Annotated in this window: 17 protein-coding genes, 1 pseudogene and 1 riboswitch; of the genes and pseudogenes, 12 read left to right on the top strand and 6 right to left on the bottom strand. The window is 53.8% G+C overall.

Features of this window, described 5'->3' with window-relative positions:
* Positions 1-44: 44 nt before the first annotated feature.
* Complete coding sequence (locus tag EVJ26_RS06085) at positions 45-2,861, top strand: EAL domain-containing protein (protein WP_161566954.1); 2,817 nt, start codon at positions 45-47, stop codon at positions 2,859-2,861.
* A gap of 188 nt (positions 2,862-3,049) precedes the next feature.
* Here the strand turns inward: EVJ26_RS06085 and EVJ26_RS14580 are convergent.
* Together EVJ26_RS14580 and EVJ26_RS06080 are read right to left on the bottom strand one after the other, a co-directional pair.
* Positions 3,050-3,202 (bottom strand): annotated as a pseudogene (locus EVJ26_RS14580) (transposase); the annotation flags it as partial.
* Positions 3,203-3,357: 155 nt separating this feature from the next.
* Positions 3,358-3,705 (bottom strand): hypothetical protein, encoded by a 348-nt coding sequence (locus tag EVJ26_RS06080; RefSeq protein WP_131444048.1) that lies wholly within the window; start codon positions 3,703-3,705, stop codon positions 3,358-3,360.
* Positions 3,706-4,409: 704 nt separating this feature from the next.
* On the opposite strand from EVJ26_RS06080, the gene EVJ26_RS06075 reads away from it, so the two are divergent.
* From EVJ26_RS06075 to EVJ26_RS06060, 4 genes are all read left to right on the top strand, one after another.
* Complete coding sequence (locus tag EVJ26_RS06075; protein ID WP_131470073.1) at positions 4,410-5,486, top strand: nitric oxide synthase oxygenase; 1,077 nt, start codon at positions 4,410-4,412, stop codon at positions 5,484-5,486.
* A gap of 19 nt (positions 5,487-5,505) precedes the next feature.
* Positions 5,506-5,922, top strand: a complete 417-nt coding sequence (locus tag EVJ26_RS06070) for an RDD family protein (RefSeq protein WP_236633340.1) — start codon at positions 5,506-5,508, stop codon at positions 5,920-5,922.
* A gap of 114 nt (positions 5,923-6,036) precedes the next feature.
* Positions 6,037-6,888: a DegV family protein gene (locus EVJ26_RS06065; protein ID WP_131470072.1), complete on the top strand. Its 852-nt coding sequence runs from the start codon at positions 6,037-6,039 to the stop codon at positions 6,886-6,888.
* A gap of 19 nt (positions 6,889-6,907) precedes the next feature.
* Positions 6,908-7,231 carry a thioredoxin family protein gene (locus EVJ26_RS06060; protein WP_070328566.1) on the top strand — a complete coding sequence of 108 codons (324 nt, stop codon included), beginning with the start codon at positions 6,908-6,910 and terminating at the stop codon, positions 7,229-7,231.
* Positions 7,232-7,659: 428 nt separating this feature from the next.
* Here EVJ26_RS06060 and EVJ26_RS06055 read toward each other — a convergent pair whose 3' ends face one another.
* The 3 genes from EVJ26_RS06055 to EVJ26_RS06045 form a co-directional block, all read right to left on the bottom strand.
* Positions 7,660-8,385 (bottom strand): DUF4261 domain-containing protein, encoded by a 726-nt coding sequence (locus EVJ26_RS06055; protein ID WP_233589709.1) that lies wholly within the window; start codon positions 8,383-8,385, stop codon positions 7,660-7,662.
* Between the two features lie 85 nt (positions 8,386-8,470).
* Positions 8,471-10,795 (bottom strand): ABC transporter permease, encoded by a 2,325-nt coding sequence (locus tag EVJ26_RS06050; RefSeq protein ID WP_131456533.1) that lies wholly within the window; start codon positions 10,793-10,795, stop codon positions 8,471-8,473.
* A 12-nt stretch (positions 10,796-10,807) separates the two neighbouring features.
* A complete protein-coding gene (locus EVJ26_RS06045) occupies positions 10,808-11,506 on the bottom strand; it encodes an ABC transporter ATP-binding protein (RefSeq protein ID WP_131469219.1) in 699 nt (232 codons plus the stop codon).
* A gap of 177 nt (positions 11,507-11,683) precedes the next feature.
* Between EVJ26_RS06045 and EVJ26_RS06040 the strand changes: the two genes are divergently transcribed.
* Positions 11,684-12,514, top strand: coding sequence for a DegV family protein (locus tag EVJ26_RS06040; RefSeq protein WP_131456537.1), 831 nt, complete (start codon positions 11,684-11,686; stop codon positions 12,512-12,514).
* A 120-nt stretch (positions 12,515-12,634) separates the two neighbouring features.
* A complete protein-coding gene (locus EVJ26_RS06035; protein WP_131470071.1) occupies positions 12,635-14,317 on the top strand; it encodes a GGDEF domain-containing protein in 1,683 nt (560 codons plus the stop codon).
* 43 nt (positions 14,318-14,360) lie between these two features.
* Here EVJ26_RS06035 and EVJ26_RS06030 read toward each other — a convergent pair whose 3' ends face one another.
* The gene (locus tag EVJ26_RS06030; RefSeq protein WP_236634064.1) at positions 14,361-15,002 is read right to left on the bottom strand and encodes a homing endonuclease associated repeat-containing protein; all 642 of its coding nucleotides are present in this window, start codon (positions 15,000-15,002) and stop codon (positions 14,361-14,363) included.
* A gap of 451 nt (positions 15,003-15,453) precedes the next feature.
* Here EVJ26_RS06030 and EVJ26_RS06025 point away from each other — a divergent pair, with 451 nt between their 5' ends.
* The 5 genes from EVJ26_RS06025 (at position 15,454) to ribH (ending at position 20,001) form a co-directional block, all read left to right on the top strand.
* A complete protein-coding gene (locus EVJ26_RS06025) occupies positions 15,454-16,266 on the top strand; it encodes an undecaprenyl-diphosphate phosphatase (protein ID WP_131469215.1) in 813 nt (270 codons plus the stop codon).
* A gap of 92 nt (positions 16,267-16,358) precedes the next feature.
* Positions 16,359-16,501, top strand: a riboswitch (FMN riboswitch).
* Between the two features lie 150 nt (positions 16,502-16,651).
* Complete coding sequence (ribD, locus tag EVJ26_RS06020) at positions 16,652-17,734, top strand: bifunctional diaminohydroxyphosphoribosylaminopyrimidine deaminase/5-amino-6-(5-phosphoribosylamino)uracil reductase RibD (RefSeq protein ID WP_131470070.1); 1,083 nt, start codon at positions 16,652-16,654, stop codon at positions 17,732-17,734.
* Positions 17,715-18,356: a riboflavin synthase gene (ribE, locus tag EVJ26_RS06015; RefSeq protein WP_070328588.1), complete on the top strand. Its 642-nt coding sequence runs from the start codon at positions 17,715-17,717 to the stop codon at positions 18,354-18,356. Before ribD ends, ribE begins: the two co-directional genes overlap by 20 nt.
* Entirely contained in the window at positions 18,356-19,537 is a 1,182-nt protein-coding gene (locus EVJ26_RS06010) for a bifunctional 3,4-dihydroxy-2-butanone-4-phosphate synthase/GTP cyclohydrolase II (RefSeq protein WP_131470069.1), read from the top strand. Before ribE ends, EVJ26_RS06010 begins: the two co-directional genes overlap by 1 nt.
* Positions 19,537-20,001, top strand: coding sequence for a 6,7-dimethyl-8-ribityllumazine synthase (gene ribH / locus EVJ26_RS06005; protein WP_070328590.1), 465 nt, complete (start codon positions 19,537-19,539; stop codon positions 19,999-20,001). Before EVJ26_RS06010 ends, ribH begins: the two co-directional genes overlap by 1 nt.
* Positions 20,002-20,106: the final 105 nt, after the last annotated feature.

The raw sequence follows: 20,106 nt of genomic DNA, 5'->3' as shown, positions 1-20,106 counted from the left end.
AAGGAGTGGTACACATGGGCTTCTTTCGTAATTGGAAGCATGTATTGGAATCAAATGTTGAGCAGGCCGAGCATGAGGGGCAAATCAATATCGATCCGTTATTGCTCGATCAATATCCGGACGCGGTGTACGTCCTTGATCGAGATTTGAACTTCATCGACTCGAACGAAAAGTTGTCGCTTCTCTTCAACAGGGAAGAGGAACGTTTCGTCGATCCTGCCTCCTGGCTTCCAAAACTAGAAAGCGAACGTGTTCACGCCTTTCATCAGCGGGCGCTCCATGGGGAGACGGTCCATTATGAACTGAAAGCGCTGAATGCGGACAAGCGACGCATTCATCTGTCGGTCACGAATACGCCGCTCTATACCGGCCGGGTCATCACCGGCCTGTACGGCGTCGTCAAAGACTTGACGACCCAGACGGAACTGCGCGAACGATACAATCGGATGAAAGTGGGACGGACGCTGTTCGAGCGCATCCCGGGTCTCATCCTGATCGAACTTGACCTCGAGTCTGGCGAATTTTATCATTCACCGCAGACGGGTGAACTGCTCGGGCTGTCTAAACGTCAGTTAGGGGGAATGGAGCGCGAGCATTTCCGTAATATGATTCATGAGAATGAACGTGAAGCGTTTGCGGCGGCCGTCGAGTCGCTTATCAATGACCCCGAACAGCACGATTATGAGACTCAAGTCAAAGCGTTCAATCCGAAGCAACAAAAATATTTGGACTTGATTGTCCACGTCGGGATATCGAAAGATCGGAAATCGGTGACGTGGGCGATGTTTGACCTCACGAACTTGGTCGATGCCGAATCGGCGCTCACGAAAGAACGGTTAAAAGTGAAACAACTGTGCGAAATCGTCGACTCGGTCATTTTTGAACGTTACTTCGAGACGAAACAGTTCAAATTTTTGACACCGGGCTTCTCGCTCATCTTCGGCTATACGGAAGACCAATTCAATACGCACCCGGACTATTGGCAGCGTATCGTCGTGCCGGATGACCTTCCGAAAATCAAACAGGCACGCGAAATGACGCTCAGCGGAAAACCGGTGACGTTCTCCTACAGAATCTTCGCCAAAGGGAACGTCAAGTGGGTCGAAGAGAACCGGGAACCGATTTTCTCTGAAGGTGGAATCGTCATCGGTTTTCGGACGCTCGTCAAAGACATCACCCAACTGAAAGAGCAGCAACAAGAGATCTGGCGCCTCGCCTCGCTCGACCCGATCACGAACATGCCAAACCGTGAGTCGATCACAGGATCGGTCTATCAACTCACGCGCAAACGCGACCCGTTCACGTTGTTCTCGCTTTCGTTCAACCGCATCACTGAAATCAACAATACGTTCGGCTACGAGCTCGGTGACGAGTGGCGTGTCGCGACGGTGAACCAATTGATTCGTCTGTTGCCACAAGACGCCTTGCTCGGTCATCTCGATGCGGATAACGTCTTGATCGTGTTGCCACGCCGGATGGAAGACCCGGAAGTGCTCGCGCTCGGGAAAGAGTTTGGGACGCTGTCGAAGCACCGGTTCCGTATTGACGCGTATGACTTGTTCGCGCGCATCTCGATCGGCGTGAGCCGCTATCCTGAAGACGGGGCACAGGCGAGCGAACTGATCAAGCACGCGTGTGTCGCCATGAACCGGGCCGATAAAAAGTTCGGGACGAAACTCGAACTGTATTCGTCCCAAATGGACATCGAGTCACTTAAACGCTACGAGCTGTTGCGCGATATGCGAGGTGCGCTGAAAAACAACGAGTTTTATTTGATGTATCAACCGAAAGTGAACGCCTGGACCGGTCAAATCGTCGGAGCCGAGGCGCTCATGCGTTGGACGCACCCGACGTGGGGCTCGATCTCGCCGGCTGAATTTATTCCGCTCGCCGAGGAGAGCAACCTCCATCTCGACTTGACGAACTGGTTGATCGAGGAGGTGTGCCGCTATATCACGTCGCTCAAACATCGAGTCCCGATCTCGATCAATGTCTCGGCCAAATACTTGTATCAAGAACGGTTTGAACGCGTGTTTGAAGAGATGTTAGACCGCTTCCACGTCCCGGCGTCGTATCTCGAAGTCGAGATCTCGGAGACGTCACTGTTAGACGACGCCCAGCAGATCACACAGGCGTTCGAGCGGTTGAACAACCTCGGTATCCCAATCGCGTTTGACGACTTCGGGAAAGGTTATTCGTCGCTTGCTTACTTGCAGGCGTACAGTGCCCAGACGATCAAGATCGACCGCATCTTCGCCCATAACGTCAATCAAAGCCGAAAAGCCCAAGGCATCATCCGGAGTCTGCTCCTCATCGCCGAAGAGTTCGGGATGAACGTCGTCGTCGAGGGTGTCGAGATGATGGATGACCTGCTTCGGCTCCGTGAGTTCGGTTGTCACGTCATTCAAGGTTTCATTTTCAGCCGACCGTTGCGAGAATCCGATTTTGAACAAGCGCTTGAAGCGGGAACGCTCATCCCGATCGAAGAGTACGTCGAGACGATCCAACCGTCGAACCGGTTGATCCACGCCGGCATCACGATCACACGCCTGCGCAATCAAGCGGTCGCGGTCGGGACATCGCCGATCGTCATTATGAAGCGCGGTTTTAAAGCGATCGCCTTTTATAGTTCGATTCGGTTACCGGTCGACAGTGATATCAATCTCGTCATCTTGCTTGACGACGGGCAGCCGTCACTGCCGATTCAAGTGACGCGATTGACCGAGCTCGCGAACGGATTGTATCAATATGAAGCGACGTACGAACAGACCGTCGAACTCGAGAAACGGTTGACCGCGCTTGAGAGTGACAAACCGCGCGGCTTCACGATTCAACAAGCGAAAGATTTAGTCGAAGAATGAGACACAGCGAGCCGGATTTGCCGGCTCGCTCAGCTTGTTGACCAACATCAATAGAATCGCTCGTCCTTCCGGCGCCCTCGCTTTCCGCAGGCAATCCCGGAGCCGCATCGCGACTTATGTCGCTGCTGGGTCTCCGTTGGATTGCTCTCCTGCAGGAGTCGGGGCGCCGCCGGACGAGCAACGCAAACGGTCGCACGGCTCTGATTGATCCAGCGGCCCAGGGCTGACGGTGACAGGTCATACTCTCGGATGATATCAATCCTTGGCTTTCCGTTGAAATAAAGCTAGACGACTTGTGCTTTGAATTTATCTGTATAGGTGCGGTGCGCTCTTTTTGGCATGTCTGATGTTCTCCTCGTATGGATGAGTTGTTTCAGGCTAATCGACCTCTACTTTTATATCCAACTGATTGTAGCCTATCCAACATACGTAAAAAAAGAAAATAGGAGGTCAAGAGATGCAGTCAAAAATGCATCTCTTGACCTCCTATTGAAAATTAGTATCCTTCGTTCAAGGTTGTGAATTCATCTTCTTTTAAAGGCGAGTCTCCTTTGGAATTATGACCGTAATAGGTTACAACGTATTCTTTTTCTTTATTTTTTTTGACGAAGAATTCATAGTCGACTCTTTTCTCGTCTTTGAATTTCAAACGATATAAGTATCCAAATTGATTAATTCCGTACTCAACATCATAGGCATTTTTTTCTATCGAAAAGTTGTTTTCTAATGTTTCGTTTAAAATAACTTCTCGCTGATGTATCTCGTTGAAAAGAAATAGTAGGCCTCCTAAAGTCAATAAAGCAAAAAATATTTGGAACTTTGGCAAAGGTTTTTTAGATGTCATATAAGGCAACCTTCCTTTTTTAGGTAAATAGAGTTTTTTCGTTGCTATTGATTTTTGGTTTAGTTTTAAACCCCTTAAGTACGAAAGCAGAAGGTGATGATCCATATCCAGCCGATAATCATGAAAACCTTGTTTCTGAAGAATTTATTGATGAAGCCTGCTGTCGATTCGCGAAATATATTTGATATCGGAGTAAAAAATCCAGGCGGTCTTACATACGCTGTTCCTAACTCAGGCGACACAGTTAGATACCCGAATAGTACCATTGTTGTGAAGTCGGGTGATGTATTAGTTTCGAATAATAGAAGTTCTTCCTTTCGATACAGCACCTAGAAAAACTCGTACTTTGTCTCAACACCGTTCAAATCAAAGTGGTGGAGAAGTTCGTATTTATCGTCATGCAAATACTACAGTAGCTGTAAAAGCTGGCACTTGGGCTGTAAACAATATCAGTAAGGTTTCGTATTATTATTTTTCGACAGGTCTTAATTCTGTTTCAAGTAACTATTGTTCGAAATTTGTATGGCAGGCATATAACAAAACCGGTTCTAATGCTGGGGTCATTGGTAACCTTCAAATAGTTGGTTTAGTGTGGCCTGAGCGAGCCGGATTTGCCGGCTCGCTTTTTGTGCGCTCTAAAACTAGAAACGGGACGCAGTTTTCTCTAAGATGGAAGGGACAGATTAGAAGAGGAGACAGAAACGATGGATCGACTACAGGCAGCCCGCCACTTTTTCTCACAACTTGAAGGGGAGCATACCGAACGGTTACGGGAGATCGAAGCCGAAATCGAGCGGACCGGGACGTACACGCTCACGACGGACGAATTGGCGTCCGGGGCAAAACTCGCATGGCGCAACTCGAACCGCTGCATCGGCCGCTTGTTTTGGCAGACACTCACCGTCCATGACGCGCGTGACGTGGAAACGTTTGATGACGTGTTTGAAGCAATCGTCGCCCATCTTCGCTACGCGACGAACGGCGGAAAGATTCGCTCGACGATGACCGTCCTCCCGAACCATTTTCGGATTTTGAACACGCAACTCATCCGTTATGCGGCGTACGAGACGACAGACGGCATCGTCGGTGACCCGCTATCGCTGTCGATGACGAGACAAGCGATGCGTTTTGGGTGGGTCGGGGCCGGTACTGCTTTCGATCTGTTACCGCTCTTGCTTACAGACGGGAACGAGATCCGCATGTATGAACTGCCGGCCGACGCCGTGCTCGAGGTCGACATTCGTCATGACGACGTCGATTTGTTCGGGGGACGTGACGTCAAGTGGCACGCCGTCCCGGCCATCGCTGACATGGAGCTTGAGATCGGTGGACACCGCTTCACATCGGTCCCGTTCAACGGGTGGTACATGGAGACAGAGATCGGGGCGCGCAACCTCGCCGACGTCGAGCGCTACAACCTGCTCCCGCTCGTCGGGGTATCACTCGGTCTCGATACGACAAAAGAGCGGACGCTCTGGCGTGACCGCGCCCTCGTCGAGCTGAACGTCGCCGTCTTGCAATCGTTCGAGCGCGCCGGCGTGACGATCGTCGACCATCATACAGCGGCGAAACAGTTTAAACGGTTCGAGAAAAATGAGACGGACGCCGGGCGTGACGTGACCGGGCAGTGGAGTTGGCTCATCCCGCCGCTGTCACCGGCCTCGACCCACGTCTTTCATCGGCACTATGATGACAAGATTGTGACGCCGAACTTGTTCGCGCGGTCGGGTTGTCCGTTTTCAGCGTTTCAAGCCAAGCCAAAAGAGGAATCTAAAGGCTAGGAAACGAAACGAAAGGATGATGAACGTGGCAGTCCCAATCTGGAAACGCGCTGTAGCTAGTCGAATCGATAAAATCCTATTAGAAGCACCCGCGAAACTCGTCGAGAAGACGATCCGTAAAAAAATCTGGCCGGATAAAGAAGTGAAGCATTATTACTTACCGACAATCGTCTCCATCGCAGGAGAAGCCTACTTCTTGCTCAACCGGGACGGGCAGACGATCGGCGACAAAATCGTCGGGATTAAAGTCGTGAGCCAAGACGGCCGGCCGCTAACGCTCGAACAAGTCATGAAACGGACGCTCTACAAGGACGTCGTCTATCCGGCGACGCTCGGTCTACCACTTCTTCGTGCACTTCAACAGATGAAGTCGAATAAAGACCTCGAACTGCCGCACGATGAGTTCGCCCATACAAAGCTGATTTCGACAAAATGAACGGGAGCAGGGCGATTCCGCAATCGTTCTGCTTTTTTCTTCGGGGAAGTGGCGGGGAAAATGGGTTATAATGAAAGAGGAAAAAATTGAACGACTACTGGAGGACTATTTGTTATGACAAAAATTGCATGGATCACCGATAGTATGGCCAACTTCTCGAAAGAGGAGGCCGCCCAGCTCGGCGTCGAGATCGTCCCGATCCAATTGATCGTCGATGGGAGCGGCTACAGTGAAGTCGACCTCTCGATTGAGGACTTGCACCGCTACATGATTGACCAAAAGAAAGAAGCGAAGACGTCGCAACCGATTTTTGGTGACTTCATCTCGCGTTACGAACGCTTAAAAGAAGAAGGGTACGATTGCGCCATCGCCGTCCACTGTTCGAACGGATTGAGCAGCACCGTCAAAAACTCGAGCGCAGCGGCTGAGGCGGCTGGGTTTAAAGTTTATACGGTCGACTCGCACGCGGCGCTCGAGGCGCAGCAAGAGCTCGTCCGTCTCGGTCTCGCTGCCGAGAAGGAAGGCAAGTCGGTCGAGGAGATCGTTGCTCTTCTCGAAGCGTGGCGTGACAAGAAAAACTTCTTCATGATCATCGGGAACATGGAGACGATGCGCCGGGGCGGACGTGTGTCATCAGGTGAGATGTTCCTCGCGAACATCTTGAACATCAAACCGATCATCACGCTCGACGAATCCGGGAAAGTCATCCCGTTCAAGAAAGTGCGTTCAATCAAAAAAGCGTACGCTGAGATGGTCACCGAACTCGAACGTCTTCATGCGGCGAACGGGATCTATAACAACCGCGTCTTCGTCCAGACGGCGCTCGCGCCAGAGATGCAAGACAACCTCGTCGCCCTCATCCAAGCGAAATTGCCGGAGGTTGAGGTCGTGAAGACACGTTTCTGTCCGTCGATTGCGGTCCATGCCGGCTTTGAGACGGTCGGTGTGCTTTGGCTCGACGCTTAAGTTGAAAGGGGGAGACAGCATGGAAGCAGTGAAGGCACTGACGACATTGAAAGAGCGGGTCGCGGATGCGGAGCAGTTGCTCGTCTATGTCTCGCACCCGGGATGCAGCGTCTGTCACTCGCTCAAGCCGCAAGTCGAGGAGATGCTCGTTGATTTTCCCGACATCGAGGCGGTCGCGGTTGATTCGGATGAAGTGCCGGATATCGCTGGCGCCTACTCGATTTTCACCGTACCGGTCGTCTTGTTTTTTATCGACGGCAAAGAGATGCTCCGCCGGGCCCGGTTCGTGCCGATCGGCGAGCTGACCCACCAGCTCGAACGGCTCCAAGAGATGAGAAAGTAAATCCACAGACGTGTGTCTGTGGATTTTTTTGATTGTCGTGATGATTTAGGTAAAATTAGTGAGGTTAGGAAGGGTGCGACCATTACTTTTTGCCGCTCGACATGCCGAAACAACAAGAGCTCACAGACGAATGATCTGTGAGCTCTTGTTTACTTTAGGGGCTGGTAGCGAGTGGATGGACCGTTTCCGACACGGATGATTTTCCGTTCGGCTATTAGCTGTTCGATTAGTTTTCGAACAGTACCTTTTTGTTGCTCGTCCGATGGCGCCCCGACTCCTGCAGGAAAGCAATCCGACGGAGACCCAGCAGCGACGCGAGTCGCGATGCGGCTCCGGGATTGCCTGCGGAAAGCGTGGGTGCCGGAAGGACGAGCGATATCAAAAAATCGATCAATCTGGATGTGGGTCCAAATTAATCGATTGACATGTTATTCTGCAATTTGTGGTACGAGATAGATCAAGCCGAACGGGTTATGGAGCAAGTTGTCGATTGATGTGCGCTCGTCTTCGCCCATCTCGACCGTGAACGTCTTGCCGTCCTCGAACGTGAAGCTGTCGCCATCACCGAACATCGATCCGCCTGCGATCAAATGGAAGTTGAACGAATGGATGACGTGGATCGCGTCTTCGATCTCGAGCGTTTCTGGTACGGCGACGTCGGCATGGCCGAACGCTTTCATGCCCCACGATACGTACGCCGTCTCTTCTTCCGTGATGGCGGTGAGGAGCGAGTAGTCGAGGGCGAGGTCTTCTTCTTTCGACGCTTGCCATTCGTCTTTCGAATAAGCGACGCCTGCCGTCTCGACCATGACACCGAGTCCGCCGGCGTTCAACAGGGCGTTCGCCCCGCGACGGGCCGCGGCGATGTCTGTCACATCATTGACGTCGCCGATCAAATAGACGATATGCGTGTGGCGCGTGAGTCCTTTGGCGATTTTCGGTGTGAAGCCGCTCGTGCTGGCGTGAATCATCGCCTCGGCGAGCGCCGGGTCGCGTTCGACGACTTCGACGGTGAACGCTTTTCCGGTCTCGTCTTCTAACAGCAACAGACCGGCCATCGTATAGCCTTCGCTATGTAAACTGATTTTTTCGCTCACGGCCTCGGCCGATGGCCAGTTTCCTGGGATGGCGAGCAATACTTGTGTACGGTTCATTAGAATCATCCTCTTCTGCAAATAGTTAGGCCCCTCAAGCGAGAGGCCTAGTCTCTTCTCTTATTATGCCCTATTTCGAGCAAAATTATTCTTGATACGTCTTCAACACTTCTTGGAGCGGGATTTGATCGATCTTGCGCCGGCTGATGAACGTGCTGACGAAGAACAAGAGCGTGACGGCCCCGACCGTATAGAGCACGTATATCCATTCAAACTCGAGCGGCAAGACGAGCCCGTAGTCCTCGGCGAAGACGACGATGATTATCCGGAGGACGACGAGGGCGATCGGGATGCTCAGGAGTGCCGAGATGAGTGCGTAGACGAAGTAGCTGTCAAGAATCATCGAGCGGACCTCACGTCGATTATACCCCATCACTTTGAGGAGCGAGATGACGTAATAGTTCTTCTCGACCGTGAGCGCGGTCAAGACGAACAAGATGCTGAAGGCGATCAAGGCGGAGCCGCCGATCATGACGTTCATCATCAAATTCATATATTCGTTGATCGACTCGGACTGTTCGATCAAACCGTCGCGCGACAGAATCGTCGGATACACCGACTCGTCCGGCCGTTCACTGGCGTAGACGCCGTTGAACAAGTCGCTCGAGGCGCCGTCTGTCAGCTCGTTGCTGAGCATTTCAATTGGTAAATAGACGACGTCACCCGTGAAGTCGTCGGCGATGCCGAGGATCGGGTACGATAACGTCTCCCCGTCGAGCTCGACATCGATCGTGTCGCCGACGTCAAAACTCTGTTTTAAGGCGAGCGGTTCGGTGACGATGACGCCATCGGTTGCAGGGGTCAATTCGTTCCCGTCCCGGTCTTGCAACCGGTAGAGCGTGTTGTCGTCGCTCAAGCCTTTAAGGGTGACGAGTTGATCATCGACGAACGCGAACGGATAGGCGAGGAACGGTTCCTGACCGTCGGCGAGCATTGGCGGCGATTCCGTGTTCGCGTACGCCTCATACGCATAGTCGACGTCGTTCAATCCGCCGACCGTCATCCGGTCGACGGCCCCGTTCATCATGAGTGCGAACACGATCAACAATGTCGAGAACAAGATACCGAGGAAGAAGATGATGAAGCTGCCCGTGCTTTTGACGGCGTATAAATATTTGAACTTCGTTTTCCCGCTGGCCTGGCTTAGCATTCGGCTGACGAGCCGGCTGAGCCGATTGAGCGATATGTTGTCGCGCGGTGATAACAGTGCGAGCGCGCTCTCGCCCATGAGCTTGTAGATGACGGCACCGGCGACGATGCCGAAGAAGACGAGCGGGACGAAGACGGCGGTCAAAAAGACGAGCGGGTTTTGAGCGATCGTGATCGATGGCAACAGATAGAAGTCGAGATACAGGTTTTTGAGCGGGTCGGCGAAGTAGAGGCCGAGGAAGTACCCGATGACGAGCATGAGCGTCGCGAACACCAAGATGAGCACCAAGTAGGGGGCTGAAATCTGGCGCCGGTTGTAGCCGATCGCTTTCAACAGCCCGATCTGACCACGTTCGGTCTCGAGCATGTTCGAGATGAGAATGGCGACGATGATGACGGCGATCGAGACGATGAATAGGCTAAGTCCGAGCGCCATCGCTTTCCCCGACGAGATCTCACTATAGATGGCCCCGCTGCGCATAATATTCTCCGTCTCCATGACCGAGACGACGAACGGGAGCTCGACGGTGTTGATCGCGCCGTCCGTGACGCCTGCGAGCCGGAACGATTCCGTGCCGACGACCGCTTCATACGCCTCGTCCGTCATGAGCAGGAGCGTCTGCGTCCCGGCGTCGAGATTGAAGAAGTTCTCATCGAACAGCGGGAGCGTATAGTCCGGGAACAAGACGAAACCGCTCACCGTGAACGGCGTGCCGAGGTCGATCGTGTCACCGACCTCGATCCCGTTCTTCTCGGCGTATTTGGCGTTGAGCGCGACCTCGTCGTCCGTCGTCGGACGCGAGCCCGCTTCGAGGTAAGACTGATTGATCGTCATTGTTTCTTTTAAGACGAGCCCCCGATGTTCACTGCCCGCGAATGGATAAGTGATCAGTTTGGATTCGCGAAGTTCGATTGTCGCCTCGGGCATGACGGATTCGACCGCGTCGATCCGGGCGCCGATCAAGTCGTCGAAGCGTTTCGGGTCGACCTGTTTCAAGTCGGCGAGCGTATATGTGCCCGAGGCGACGTGGGAGGCGATTTCGGGGTCGTTCGCTTCGTCCTCGGTGACGCGGTTGAGCATCTCGACGGCGAAATCCTCTTGGTTCGACGACGCCAAATAGTCCTCGGTCGGGACCTCGATCCCGCTGATGCCGTAGAACATCATCGTATAGGTGAGCGAGCTCATGACGATGATGATGGCGATGGCGACGAGCTGCATCCATTTGCCGACGAGCGTCTTCAAAACGTTTTTATACAGCATGGTCGAAACCTCCTAACCCCAAGCGATGTCTTGCGCGGCTTGTCGGACCGGGTTGTGCGTCAGTTCGACGATGCGTCCCGAGTTCATCTTGATGACGTCGTCGGCCATGGCGCTGATGCCGGTGTTGTGGGTGATGACGACGACGGTCTTGCCGTACGTCGTGTTCAATCGTTCGAGCAGCTCGAGCACTTTCTTCGAGTTGTCCTCGTCGAGCGAGCCGGTCGGTTCATCGCAAAAGATGATCGACGGGTTTTTGGCGAGACTCCGGGCGACCGAGACGCGCTGCTGCTCACCGCCGGACAGTTGGTACGGGTACTTGTCGCGCGAAGGCGACAGCCCGACCTGCTCTAACAGCTCGTCGATACCGAGCGGTTGCGTCGACAGGTCGGCCCCGATCTGGATATTTTCGTAGACGGTCAAGTTTTGGAGCAAATTGTATTGTTGGAAGATGAAGCCGAGATGGTCGCGCCGAAACGCCGTCATCTGTTCCGGGGACAGGTCGGTCAAGACGGTGTCATCGAACGTGATGTTCCCGGACGTGACCGTATCGAGCCCGCTGATGACGTTCAAGAGTGTACTCTTGCCGCTGCCGCTCGGTCCGAGGATGACGACGAACGCCCCATCGCTGATCGTCAAGTCGACGTCTTTCAAGGCGGCCGTCTCGATGTCACCGGTCTTATAAATCTTATTGACGTTCTCGATTCGAATCATAAAAAAACGCCTCCTTTGTCCATGTTATCTTTTACCCGTTTCGGGTGGATTGTGGACCTTAGAGGTTTGAACGTTTGACGAAGACGGGTACATTTTTTGAAAAATTAGTGAAACCGTTTCACCTGTGATAAAATCATACTACCAGGTACTAATCACGATTTTAAAGGAGAGGCTCACATGAAAATTGCCTACATCACGGACAGCACGGTCGTCTTGCCAGATTCGATCAAACACCACCCAGACATCCATATCGTCCCGCTTTACGTCGTCAAGGGCGATCAACCTTATAAAGACGGCATCGAAGTCGACGCCGAGACGGTGTACGACTGGATCGATGCCGGCGAGCGCGTCTCGACGAGCCAACCGGCAATCGGGGATTTCGCCACGCTGTATGAAGAGTTGAAGCCGAAGTATGACATGGGCATCGCCGTCCACCTGTCGTCTGACTTGAGCGGCACGTACTCGGCGTCGATCCAAGGGGCCGAGATCGCCGAGTTCAAGCTGCTCGCCATCGATTCACGGTCGGGTATTTATACGATGGGTCTGTTGCTCGAAGAACTGATCGAGCGCGTCGAGCGCGGAGACGCCCTTGATGACGTCGAGGCGTACATGAAACAGCGCGTCGAGGACGTCCGGATCGAACTGACGATTCAAAATTTGACGCAAATGCAAAAAGGTGGACGCATCTCGAAATCAAAAGCGCTCATCGGCAACATGCTGCAGCTGAAGCCGGTGCTCCGCTTCGAGGACGGGCTCATCGTCCCGTATCAGACCGTACGGACGTATAAAAAGGCGCAAGCCCACTTGTTCGAGGTCATCCGGGCGGCGATCGAGTCAGGCGAATGCACGGACGTCTCGATTTTCCACGGGAACGTGCCGGAGCTTGCGGAGTCGTGGAAACAGGAACTCGGCGACAAGGTGCCGATCCGCGTCGACACGCTCGCGCCGCTGCTCGGGGCCCACACCGGGTCCGGCTCGATCGGCATTTCTTATTTGAAAGCGAAATAACGGACAGACCGTGGCGTGCGCCACGGTTTTTTCATTGTCACAACTTTCAAACAACGACTGGAATGTTTCCCCGAAACCCTTCATACTGTTAAGGAATGTTACAAGAAAAGGGGGGAGACGATGCGGTTTCGGAAGTATCTCATAAGGAGCTGGCTTTCGTGGTCGCTCGTCTTCATCGGGATCGTCTATTACACGTGGACCGATATGGAAACGTTCGATTGGACGTTCTTCTGGTTCATCTACACGCTCGGTGCCTTGTTCGTCATGAACCCGTTAAAGCGGCGGCACCTGCACTTCACATTCCACGAGCTGTTCGTCTTCATGACGTTCTTCTTGTACGGGCTCGTCCCGGCACTTTTAATGGGGCAATTGCTGTTGTTGACGTTCCAGGCACGGGCGTTCAACAGGAAAGTCGGCCGCCGGCGTTTCTTACACTTTTATCCGCTCAACACGCTGATCGAGGCGATGATTCTCGTCATCCCGGGTCTCGTCTACTTTTCGCTCGGCGGTGAGATTGGGTCAACCGTCCACCTGCTTGAGCAGGGAGCGGCACTGATCGGTTTCTTCGGAGTGCTTTATCTCGTCCTCGGCTTTAGCTTCGTCATGTCCCGGTTCTTGATCGGGGAGCGGATCCCGCTGCCGATCATGTGGCGGCTGTTACGGTTCGATTGGCTCGTTATCTCGCTCGAGCTGTTGTTCACGATGGTCGCGCTCGAGGCGTTCCAACTGTTCGGGTATGTCGGGTTGATGGCGACGTTCCTGCTCTTGTCGATCTTGAAGATGGGGTTGTCGAAAGCGACACAGACAGAAGAAACGCAATCGAAGATCGATCAAGTCGAGCGGTTGAAAGAACAGCTCTATCGCGTCGACAGCGAAGCGCTGTTAATTGAAAAATTTTGGAACGGCTTACGGGAAGTCGTCGAGGTCGAGCGTGGTTGGCTTCAAATCAATCGAGACGGGGACCAGACGTTTTATGATGTACGGGGGCGGAAAGCGGAAGCGGTCGCTGATGCGTATACGCTCGAGCGGCACCGTGACGCGAGTGAGCCGTACTTTCTGTACGATTCGCTCCACGAGTGGCATCCGGAGCTTCAGGCGAACCAAAGCGAACTACATCATTCCGCGCTCGTCATTCAACCGGTGACGAGCACGACGAACGCGGTCAGTTGTATGATTTCGACGACGGCGAACGGGGCCTATGATGAGGCGCTCGCGGTCGAGATTCACCGCTTGCTCAAGACGCTATCGTGGTCACTCGAGCGGATCGATGAACGGGATCGGCTCCAGCACGAGAGTCTGACCGATCCGTTGACCGGGTTGCCGAACCAGCGGGCGTTGAAACGTTGGACGAAAGAGCGATTGAACGACGTCGCGTCGTATCCGTTGTCGGTCTTCTTGGTTGACCTCGACCATTTTAAATCGATTAACGATACGTACGGCCATGCGTTCGGTGACGAAGTGTTGATTGAAGCGGGGGTCCTGTTCAACCGGCTCGTCCGGAGCAGTGACCTCGTCACGCGTTACGGCGGCGAAGAGTTCGTCTTCGTGTTCCCGAGGACGAACGAGGCGGCGGGGATTGTGACCGGTGAGAAGATTCGGCAAGCGCTCCGGTCACACCCGTTCGGGACGGAAGGAATCCGGGTCCAAGTGACGGCGAGCATCGGCATCGAGACGATTCATGAATACGAAGAGCTCGATACGGTGTTGCGGCATGCCGACCGGGCGATGTACGTCGGGGCGAAGTTTAACGGGCGCGACCGTGTCGCCCATTACCGGGACACATCGACCGAACGAATTCAATGAAAAAAGGAGGACCGTTAAACGGTTCTCCTTTTTGAATGAATGATTATGATTTCTGGCTGAATATATCGGACTCGACCGCATGGATGGCAGCGGACCAAGACCCGTAACGATGCAAGATCGCTTTCGTAGATGGCTTGTTGTTGCGTTTTGCCCATTCTCGGTACGCCTCGAATGAAAGAGAGAAGCCCATCTCATGAATCGCTTCTCGAAGAGCGTTCGACAACTCTGACTTCGAGTAAGTCACGCTCGCCTCAAGACCGGCTTCGGCGCAGGCATCATGCCACGAACCGAACGTCTTGACGATGTGGTAATGGCTCGGTGCTTTCGGGTGTAGTTTCCGCCATTCTTGATACTTCTTCAGCGTGATGATCGAACCCATGTCCCGTGAATAGAGGGCAAGCGTCTCGACGATATCGTCGCGTGTATATTTTGGCATTTTATCGGGTAAATCAACGGCGATTTCCCCATGCCATTCATAGCCGGCGATGGCGAGTGCCTCGGCCCATGATCCGAACTGTCGAATGATCGATTCGGGAGACGGCCAGTTTTGCTCCATCGCGAAGCGACGATAGACAGAGCGACGAGGACGTTCCTTTAATAAATCCCCGAGCAAACGAATACAGTGAATCATGCGTTGCTGTTCGGTTGATAAATGATGAGTATTAGTGGATAGCGTTTGACTCAATGATGGTTCCTCCTTCCATGGACTCATATCTGAACCGACAATGATGACGAAAGTGCTTCTACAATCATACTATCGGATAGTTTTTACGATTTATAAGCGCTTTTGTAAGTTTTTTATGTTAAAAATGGGACTCGATAGGTATAAAGTTGGATAAAAGATTAAAAAAAAAGGTAACAGGCATATTACAAATTTAATATTATATGGATTCATTTGTAAACAAAAAGTTTTATTTTTGGTAAATTATATGAGTTTCATACGAAAATGTACCCAACTGGACAATGGGGTCATCGCCGTTGTCCAGTTGAGTACCCTTCTATAATAAATTTAATTTTCAGACTAATCAATAAAAGTTTTCAAAATATACGAAAAAATTTTAAATGGTGGTCAATGAAACCGTGGTTCTGCTAAAATATCCGCATTGAGCGAATTTGAGAAAAGAGGATATTATGATATGACAATATGGTTATTTTACTTGCTGCTTGGTCTCGTCCAAGGGTTCACGGAACCGATCCCGATCTCGTCGAGCGGTCATTTGGTCATCTTCCAAGAGTTATTCAATATCGAATTACCGGGGCTGTCGTTCGAGATTTTCGTCAACTTTGCGTCGCTCCTCGCCGTCTTGACGATTTATCGCCAAGACGTCGTCCGGCTCGTCGTCAGTCTGTGGACGTTCTTATTTAAGAAAGACCGCAGCGAGGATACGATGATCGACGTCAAGTTCATCGGTCTCTTGCTCGTCGCGACCTTACCGGCCGGCGTGCTCGGCGTGTTATTCGGCGATTGGATCGGTGAGACGCTCAGCGGCGTCGCGACGGTCGGCTATACGTTGATCTTGACCGGGGTCGCACTTTGGTTCATCCGCAACATGCGCGGGAGTAAAGGTGACGGCGGTATCACGTTACGTGACGCCATCTTGATCGGTCTCGCCCAAGCGGTCGCGCTTATCCCAGGGATCAGCCGCTCGGGTGCCACGATCGTCATGGCGATGTTGCTCGGCATTAAACAAGAGTCGGCGCTCCGATTCTCGTTCTTCTTGTTCATCCCGGTCAGTCTCGGGACGATGATCTTGGACGGGCCGGTATTGTTCACCGATCCGACGACGCGCGATCTGTTCGGTCCGCTCGTCTTGGCGTTCATCGCCTCGTACGCGCTGACGGCCATCTCGCTCAAATGGTTCCAGCACATCATGGCGAAGGGTGAGCTCAAGTACTTCTCGTTCTATTGCTGGATCGTCGGTTTGCTCGTCGTCTTATTCTTGGCTTGATTGGAAGCGCTGCTCATCGGAGTGGCGCTTTTTTTGCGCTTTTATTTTTGCCTTCGATTCTTTTTTGCGCTAAAGTAAAGGAGTACAAACAAATATTCCTTCGGGGTCGGGTGCAATTCCCAACCGGCGGTGATGGGCGCAAGCCTTAAGTCCGTGACCCGGGCGCACGTGTGCGAACGGTGGATCTAGTGCGATTCTAGAGCCGACAGTATAGTCTGGATGGGAGAAGGAAAAAAGACAGGTCCTCGTGACCTGCGCTTCGTCGTACGTTTTTCTGTAAAGAAAACGTTTATTTGGCTCGACCAATGACGACTGAGACCTCCCGCCGAGACCCTAAGGACATCCTTAGGGTCTTTTTGTCTGTACGAAACAAGGAGGGAGAACGATGCAACAGTACATGCAACAAGCAATCCAATTGGCCAAGTCCGCTGCCGGACAGACCGGTGTGAACCCGCTCGTCGGGGCCGTCGTCGTCAAAGACGGTCGCGTCGTCGGATTCGGTGCCCATTTGAAGGCCGGTGAACCGCACGCCGAAGTACACGCCATTCGCATGGCCGGTGCGTCCGCATACGGTGCGACGATTTATGTCACGCTCGAGCCGTGCTCGCACTACGGGAAGACGCCGCCATGTGCCGACTTGATCGTCGAGTCGGGCATCAAGCGCGCCGTCATCGCGATGGAAGACCCGAACCCGCTCGTCGCAGGGAAAGGTGTCGCCCGTTTGAAGGCGGCGGGGATCGACGTCGAAGTCGGTCTGCTCGAAAACGAGGCCCGTGCGCTCAATCCGGCGTTCCTACGTTCGCTTGAGACGAAACGGCCGTACGTCGTATTGAAGACGGCGACGAGCCTAGACGGGAAAGTCGCGCTCGACACGGGTGAGAGCCAGTGGGTGACCGGCATTGAAGCGAGACGTGACGTCCACGAACTACGGGCGACGGTCGATGCCGTCTTGACTGGAATCGGGACCGTGCTCGCCGACGACCCGGCCTTGACCGTCCGGCTCGACACGCCGACACGTCAGCCGCTTCGGGTCGTCCTCGACCGCGAGCTCCGCTTACCGCTCTCGAGTCAGCTCGTTCGGAGCGCGAAAGACGTGCCGGTGCTCGTCTATACGCTGTCTGGAGATGAAGTGAAACGGACCGAGCTCGCTCAAAACGGTGTCGAGCTTGCCGACTATTCGACACTCGACAACGTCCTTCGTGACTTGCATGGTCGCGGCGTCGGCCGTTTGCTCATCGAGGCGGGACCGACGCTCGTGACGTCACTCTTTGACGGACGATACGTCGACGAATGGGTCATGTATCAGTCACCGCGCGTGTTCGGTGGGAACCGAGGCATCTATCGCTCGAGCCAAGCCGGACCGTTAGATGCGATCGAGCGCTTCGCGATCGGCTCGGTCGAGACGGTCGGTACCGACATCAAGCTCGTCATGAGAAAGGGGGAGTCCGATGTTCACGGGAATCGTTGAAGAAATCGGCAGTGTGAAAGCCGTGAAGCGGAACGGGCCGTCGCTACGGCTCACGCTCGCGGGCAAGATCGTGTTAGAAGACGTGAAGCTCGGCGACAGCATCTCGGTGAACGGGATTTGCCTGACCGTGACGGCGTTTGATCAAACGAGTTTTGCCGTCGACGTCATGCCGGAGACGCTCAAAGCGTCCAGTCTAGATGGGGTCCGCCCTGGAACGGACGTCAACCTCGAGCGGGCGATGCCGGCGAACGGTCGCTTCGGCGGTCACTTCGTCTCGGGACACGTCGACGGGGTCGGTCGCATCGTCAAGAAACGTCCGCTCGCGAACGCGGTCTATATCGATATTAGTTGCGAGCCGTCGTTGCTCCGTTTCATCGTCCCTAAAGGTTCGATCTCGGTCGACGGGACGAGCTTGACGGTGTATGAGGTCACTGAACGCGGCTTCACGCTGTCGCTCATCCCGCACACGTACAGTGAGACGGTGCTCGGGATGAAGCAGGCTGGGGATAAGGTCAATTTGGAATGCGATATGTTGGCTAAATATATGGAAAAGCTAGTGAATCAAAAAGACATGACGCTCGAATCACTTGCGTCGATGGGATATGGAAAGGCGGGATGGTGATGTTTCACACAATCGAACAAGCAATCGAAGATTTGAAAATGGGGCGTCCGATCATCGTCGTCGATGACGAGGACCGGGAGAATGAAGGTGATTTCGTCGTCCTCGCCGATAAGATGACGGCCGAGACGATGAACTTCCTCATCACGGAAGGGAAAGGGCTCGTCTGTGCTGCCCTGGCGGAAGAAGTCGCCGTTCGGCTCGACTTGTCGCCGATGGTCGACAACAGCACCGATCCACACGGGACGGCGTTCACCGTCAGTGTCGACCATGTCGACTCGACGACGGGCATCTCGGCGAGCGAACGGGCCCACACGGTCCGCGAGCTGGCCAATGCGAACGCGCGTCCGGCCGATTTTCAACGGCCGGGACACATCTTCCCGCTCATCGCGAAAAAAGGTGGCGTCTCGGTGCGGCGCGGCCACACCGAAGCGTCGGTCGATTTGGCTCGACTGTCAGGGAGTGAGCCGGTCGCCGTCATTTGCGAAATCATCCGTGAAGACGGCGAGATGGCTCGAGTACCGGACCTGGTCCACGTCGCGGAACGGCACGATTTGAAATTCATCACGATCGAGGAGCTCGTCCGCTATATGGAGGCGGACCTCGTCGAACGAGAGGCGGACGTCAATCTCCCCTCGGCAAAAGGGACGTTTCGCCTGATCGGTTATCGAAACGTCCTTGACCGCGAAGAGCACGTCGCGCTCATCAAAGGCGAACTTGAACATGCACCGCTCGTCCGCATCCATTCGGAATGTCTGACCGGTGACGTGTTCGGCTCTTACCGCTGCGACTGCGGTCCGCAACTTGATGCGTCACTCGCTAAAATTGAAGAAGAGGGCGGCGTCGTGCTCTACATGCGCCAAGAAGGGCGCGGCATCGGCTTACTGAATAAATTGAAGGCGTATGAACTGCAGGAGCAAGGGCTCGACACGGTCGAGGCGAACGTCGCGCTCGGGTTGCATACCGACTTGCGTGACTACCGGGTGAGCGCGGGCATGCTGCGTGACCTCGGCGTCACGAACGTGCGGCTCATGACGAACAACCCAGAGAAAGTCGATGCCTTGGAGGCGTGCGGCATCACCGTCGTCGAACGCGTCCCGATCATCGTCGGGGAGCACGCCGAGAATGAACGCTATCGCTTGACGAAACAACAAAAAATGAATCATTTTGGAGGAGAAGAATAATGTTGCATACATTTGAAGGTAACTTGGTTGGTAAAGGCTTGAAAATCGGGATCGTCGTCGGACGGTTCAACGATTTGATCACGATGCGCTTGCTCGACGGGGCGAAGGATGCGTTGAAGCGCCACGGCATCGAGCAAGACGACGTCGAGATCGCGTTCGTCCCGGGCGCGTTCGAACTCCCACTCGTCGCTAAAAAAATGGCGATGAGCAAGAAGTATGACGCCGTCATCACGCTCGGCGCAGTCATCCGTGGGGCGACGCCGCACTTCGACTACGTCTGCAGCGAAGCGGCAAAAGGTGTCGCCCAAGCGAGCTACCAGTCGGAAGTGCCGGTCATCTTCGGTGTCTTGACGACCGAGACGATCGAACAAGCGATCGAGCGGGCCGGCACGAAAGCCGGGAACAAAGGCTGGGAAGCAGCGACGGCGGCAATCGAGATGGCGAACTTGATGCGCACATTTTAAGTAGGACTATAACGGAGGAGAGCGACGTCGCTCTCCTCTTTTTTGATTGTGCAAATTGAGATTAGCGACGCGGGGACGACGGGAAAAGAATAGGGTGCGCATACA

The organism is Exiguobacterium sp. SH3S1 (assembly GCF_004337105.1).
GTDB lineage: Bacteria > Bacillota > Bacilli > Exiguobacteriales > Exiguobacteriaceae > Exiguobacterium > Exiguobacterium aurantiacum_A.
The sequence above is the reverse complement of the archived record's forward strand: the minus strand, read 5'-3'. Positions and strand labels throughout refer to the sequence as shown.

What these genes read in the sequence shown, in the direction of transcription:
- EVJ26_RS06065 (WP_131470072.1), top strand. Translation starts at nt 6,037, where the DNA reads ATGACAAAAATTGCATGGATCACCGATAGTATGGCCAACTTCTCGAAA.
- EVJ26_RS06040 (WP_131456537.1), top strand. Translation starts at nt 11,684, where the DNA reads ATGAAAATTGCCTACATCACGGACAGCACGGTCGTCTTGCCAGATTCG.
- EVJ26_RS06070 (WP_236633340.1), top strand. Translation starts at nt 5,506, where the DNA reads ATGAACGTGGCAGTCCCAATCTGGAAACGCGCTGTAGCTAGTCGAATC.
- EVJ26_RS06080 (WP_131444048.1), bottom strand. Translation starts at nt 3,705, where the DNA reads ATGACATCTAAAAAACCTTTGCCAAAGTTCCAAATATTTTTTGCTTTA.
- EVJ26_RS06010 (WP_131470069.1), top strand. Translation starts at nt 18,356, where the DNA reads ATGTTTCACACAATCGAACAAGCAATCGAAGATTTGAAAATGGGGCGT.
- ribD (WP_131470070.1), top strand. Translation starts at nt 16,652, where the DNA reads ATGCAACAGTACATGCAACAAGCAATCCAATTGGCCAAGTCCGCTGCC.
- EVJ26_RS06075 (WP_131470073.1), top strand. Translation starts at nt 4,410, where the DNA reads ATGGATCGACTACAGGCAGCCCGCCACTTTTTCTCACAACTTGAAGGG.
- EVJ26_RS06055 (WP_233589709.1), bottom strand. Translation starts at nt 8,385, where the DNA reads ATGAACCGTACACAAGTATTGCTCGCCATCCCAGGAAACTGGCCATCG.
- ribE (WP_070328588.1), top strand. Translation starts at nt 17,715, where the DNA reads ATGTTCACGGGAATCGTTGAAGAAATCGGCAGTGTGAAAGCCGTGAAG.
- EVJ26_RS06035 (WP_131470071.1), top strand. Translation starts at nt 12,635, where the DNA reads ATGCGGTTTCGGAAGTATCTCATAAGGAGCTGGCTTTCGTGGTCGCTC.
- EVJ26_RS06060 (WP_070328566.1), top strand. Translation starts at nt 6,908, where the DNA reads ATGGAAGCAGTGAAGGCACTGACGACATTGAAAGAGCGGGTCGCGGAT.
- EVJ26_RS06045 (WP_131469219.1), bottom strand. Translation starts at nt 11,506, where the DNA reads ATGATTCGAATCGAGAACGTCAATAAGATTTATAAGACCGGTGACATC.
- EVJ26_RS06050 (WP_131456533.1), bottom strand. Translation starts at nt 10,795, where the DNA reads ATGCTGTATAAAAACGTTTTGAAGACGCTCGTCGGCAAATGGATGCAG.
- ribH (WP_070328590.1), top strand. Translation starts at nt 19,537, where the DNA reads ATGTTGCATACATTTGAAGGTAACTTGGTTGGTAAAGGCTTGAAAATC.
- EVJ26_RS06025 (WP_131469215.1), top strand. Translation starts at nt 15,454, where the DNA reads ATGACAATATGGTTATTTTACTTGCTGCTTGGTCTCGTCCAAGGGTTC.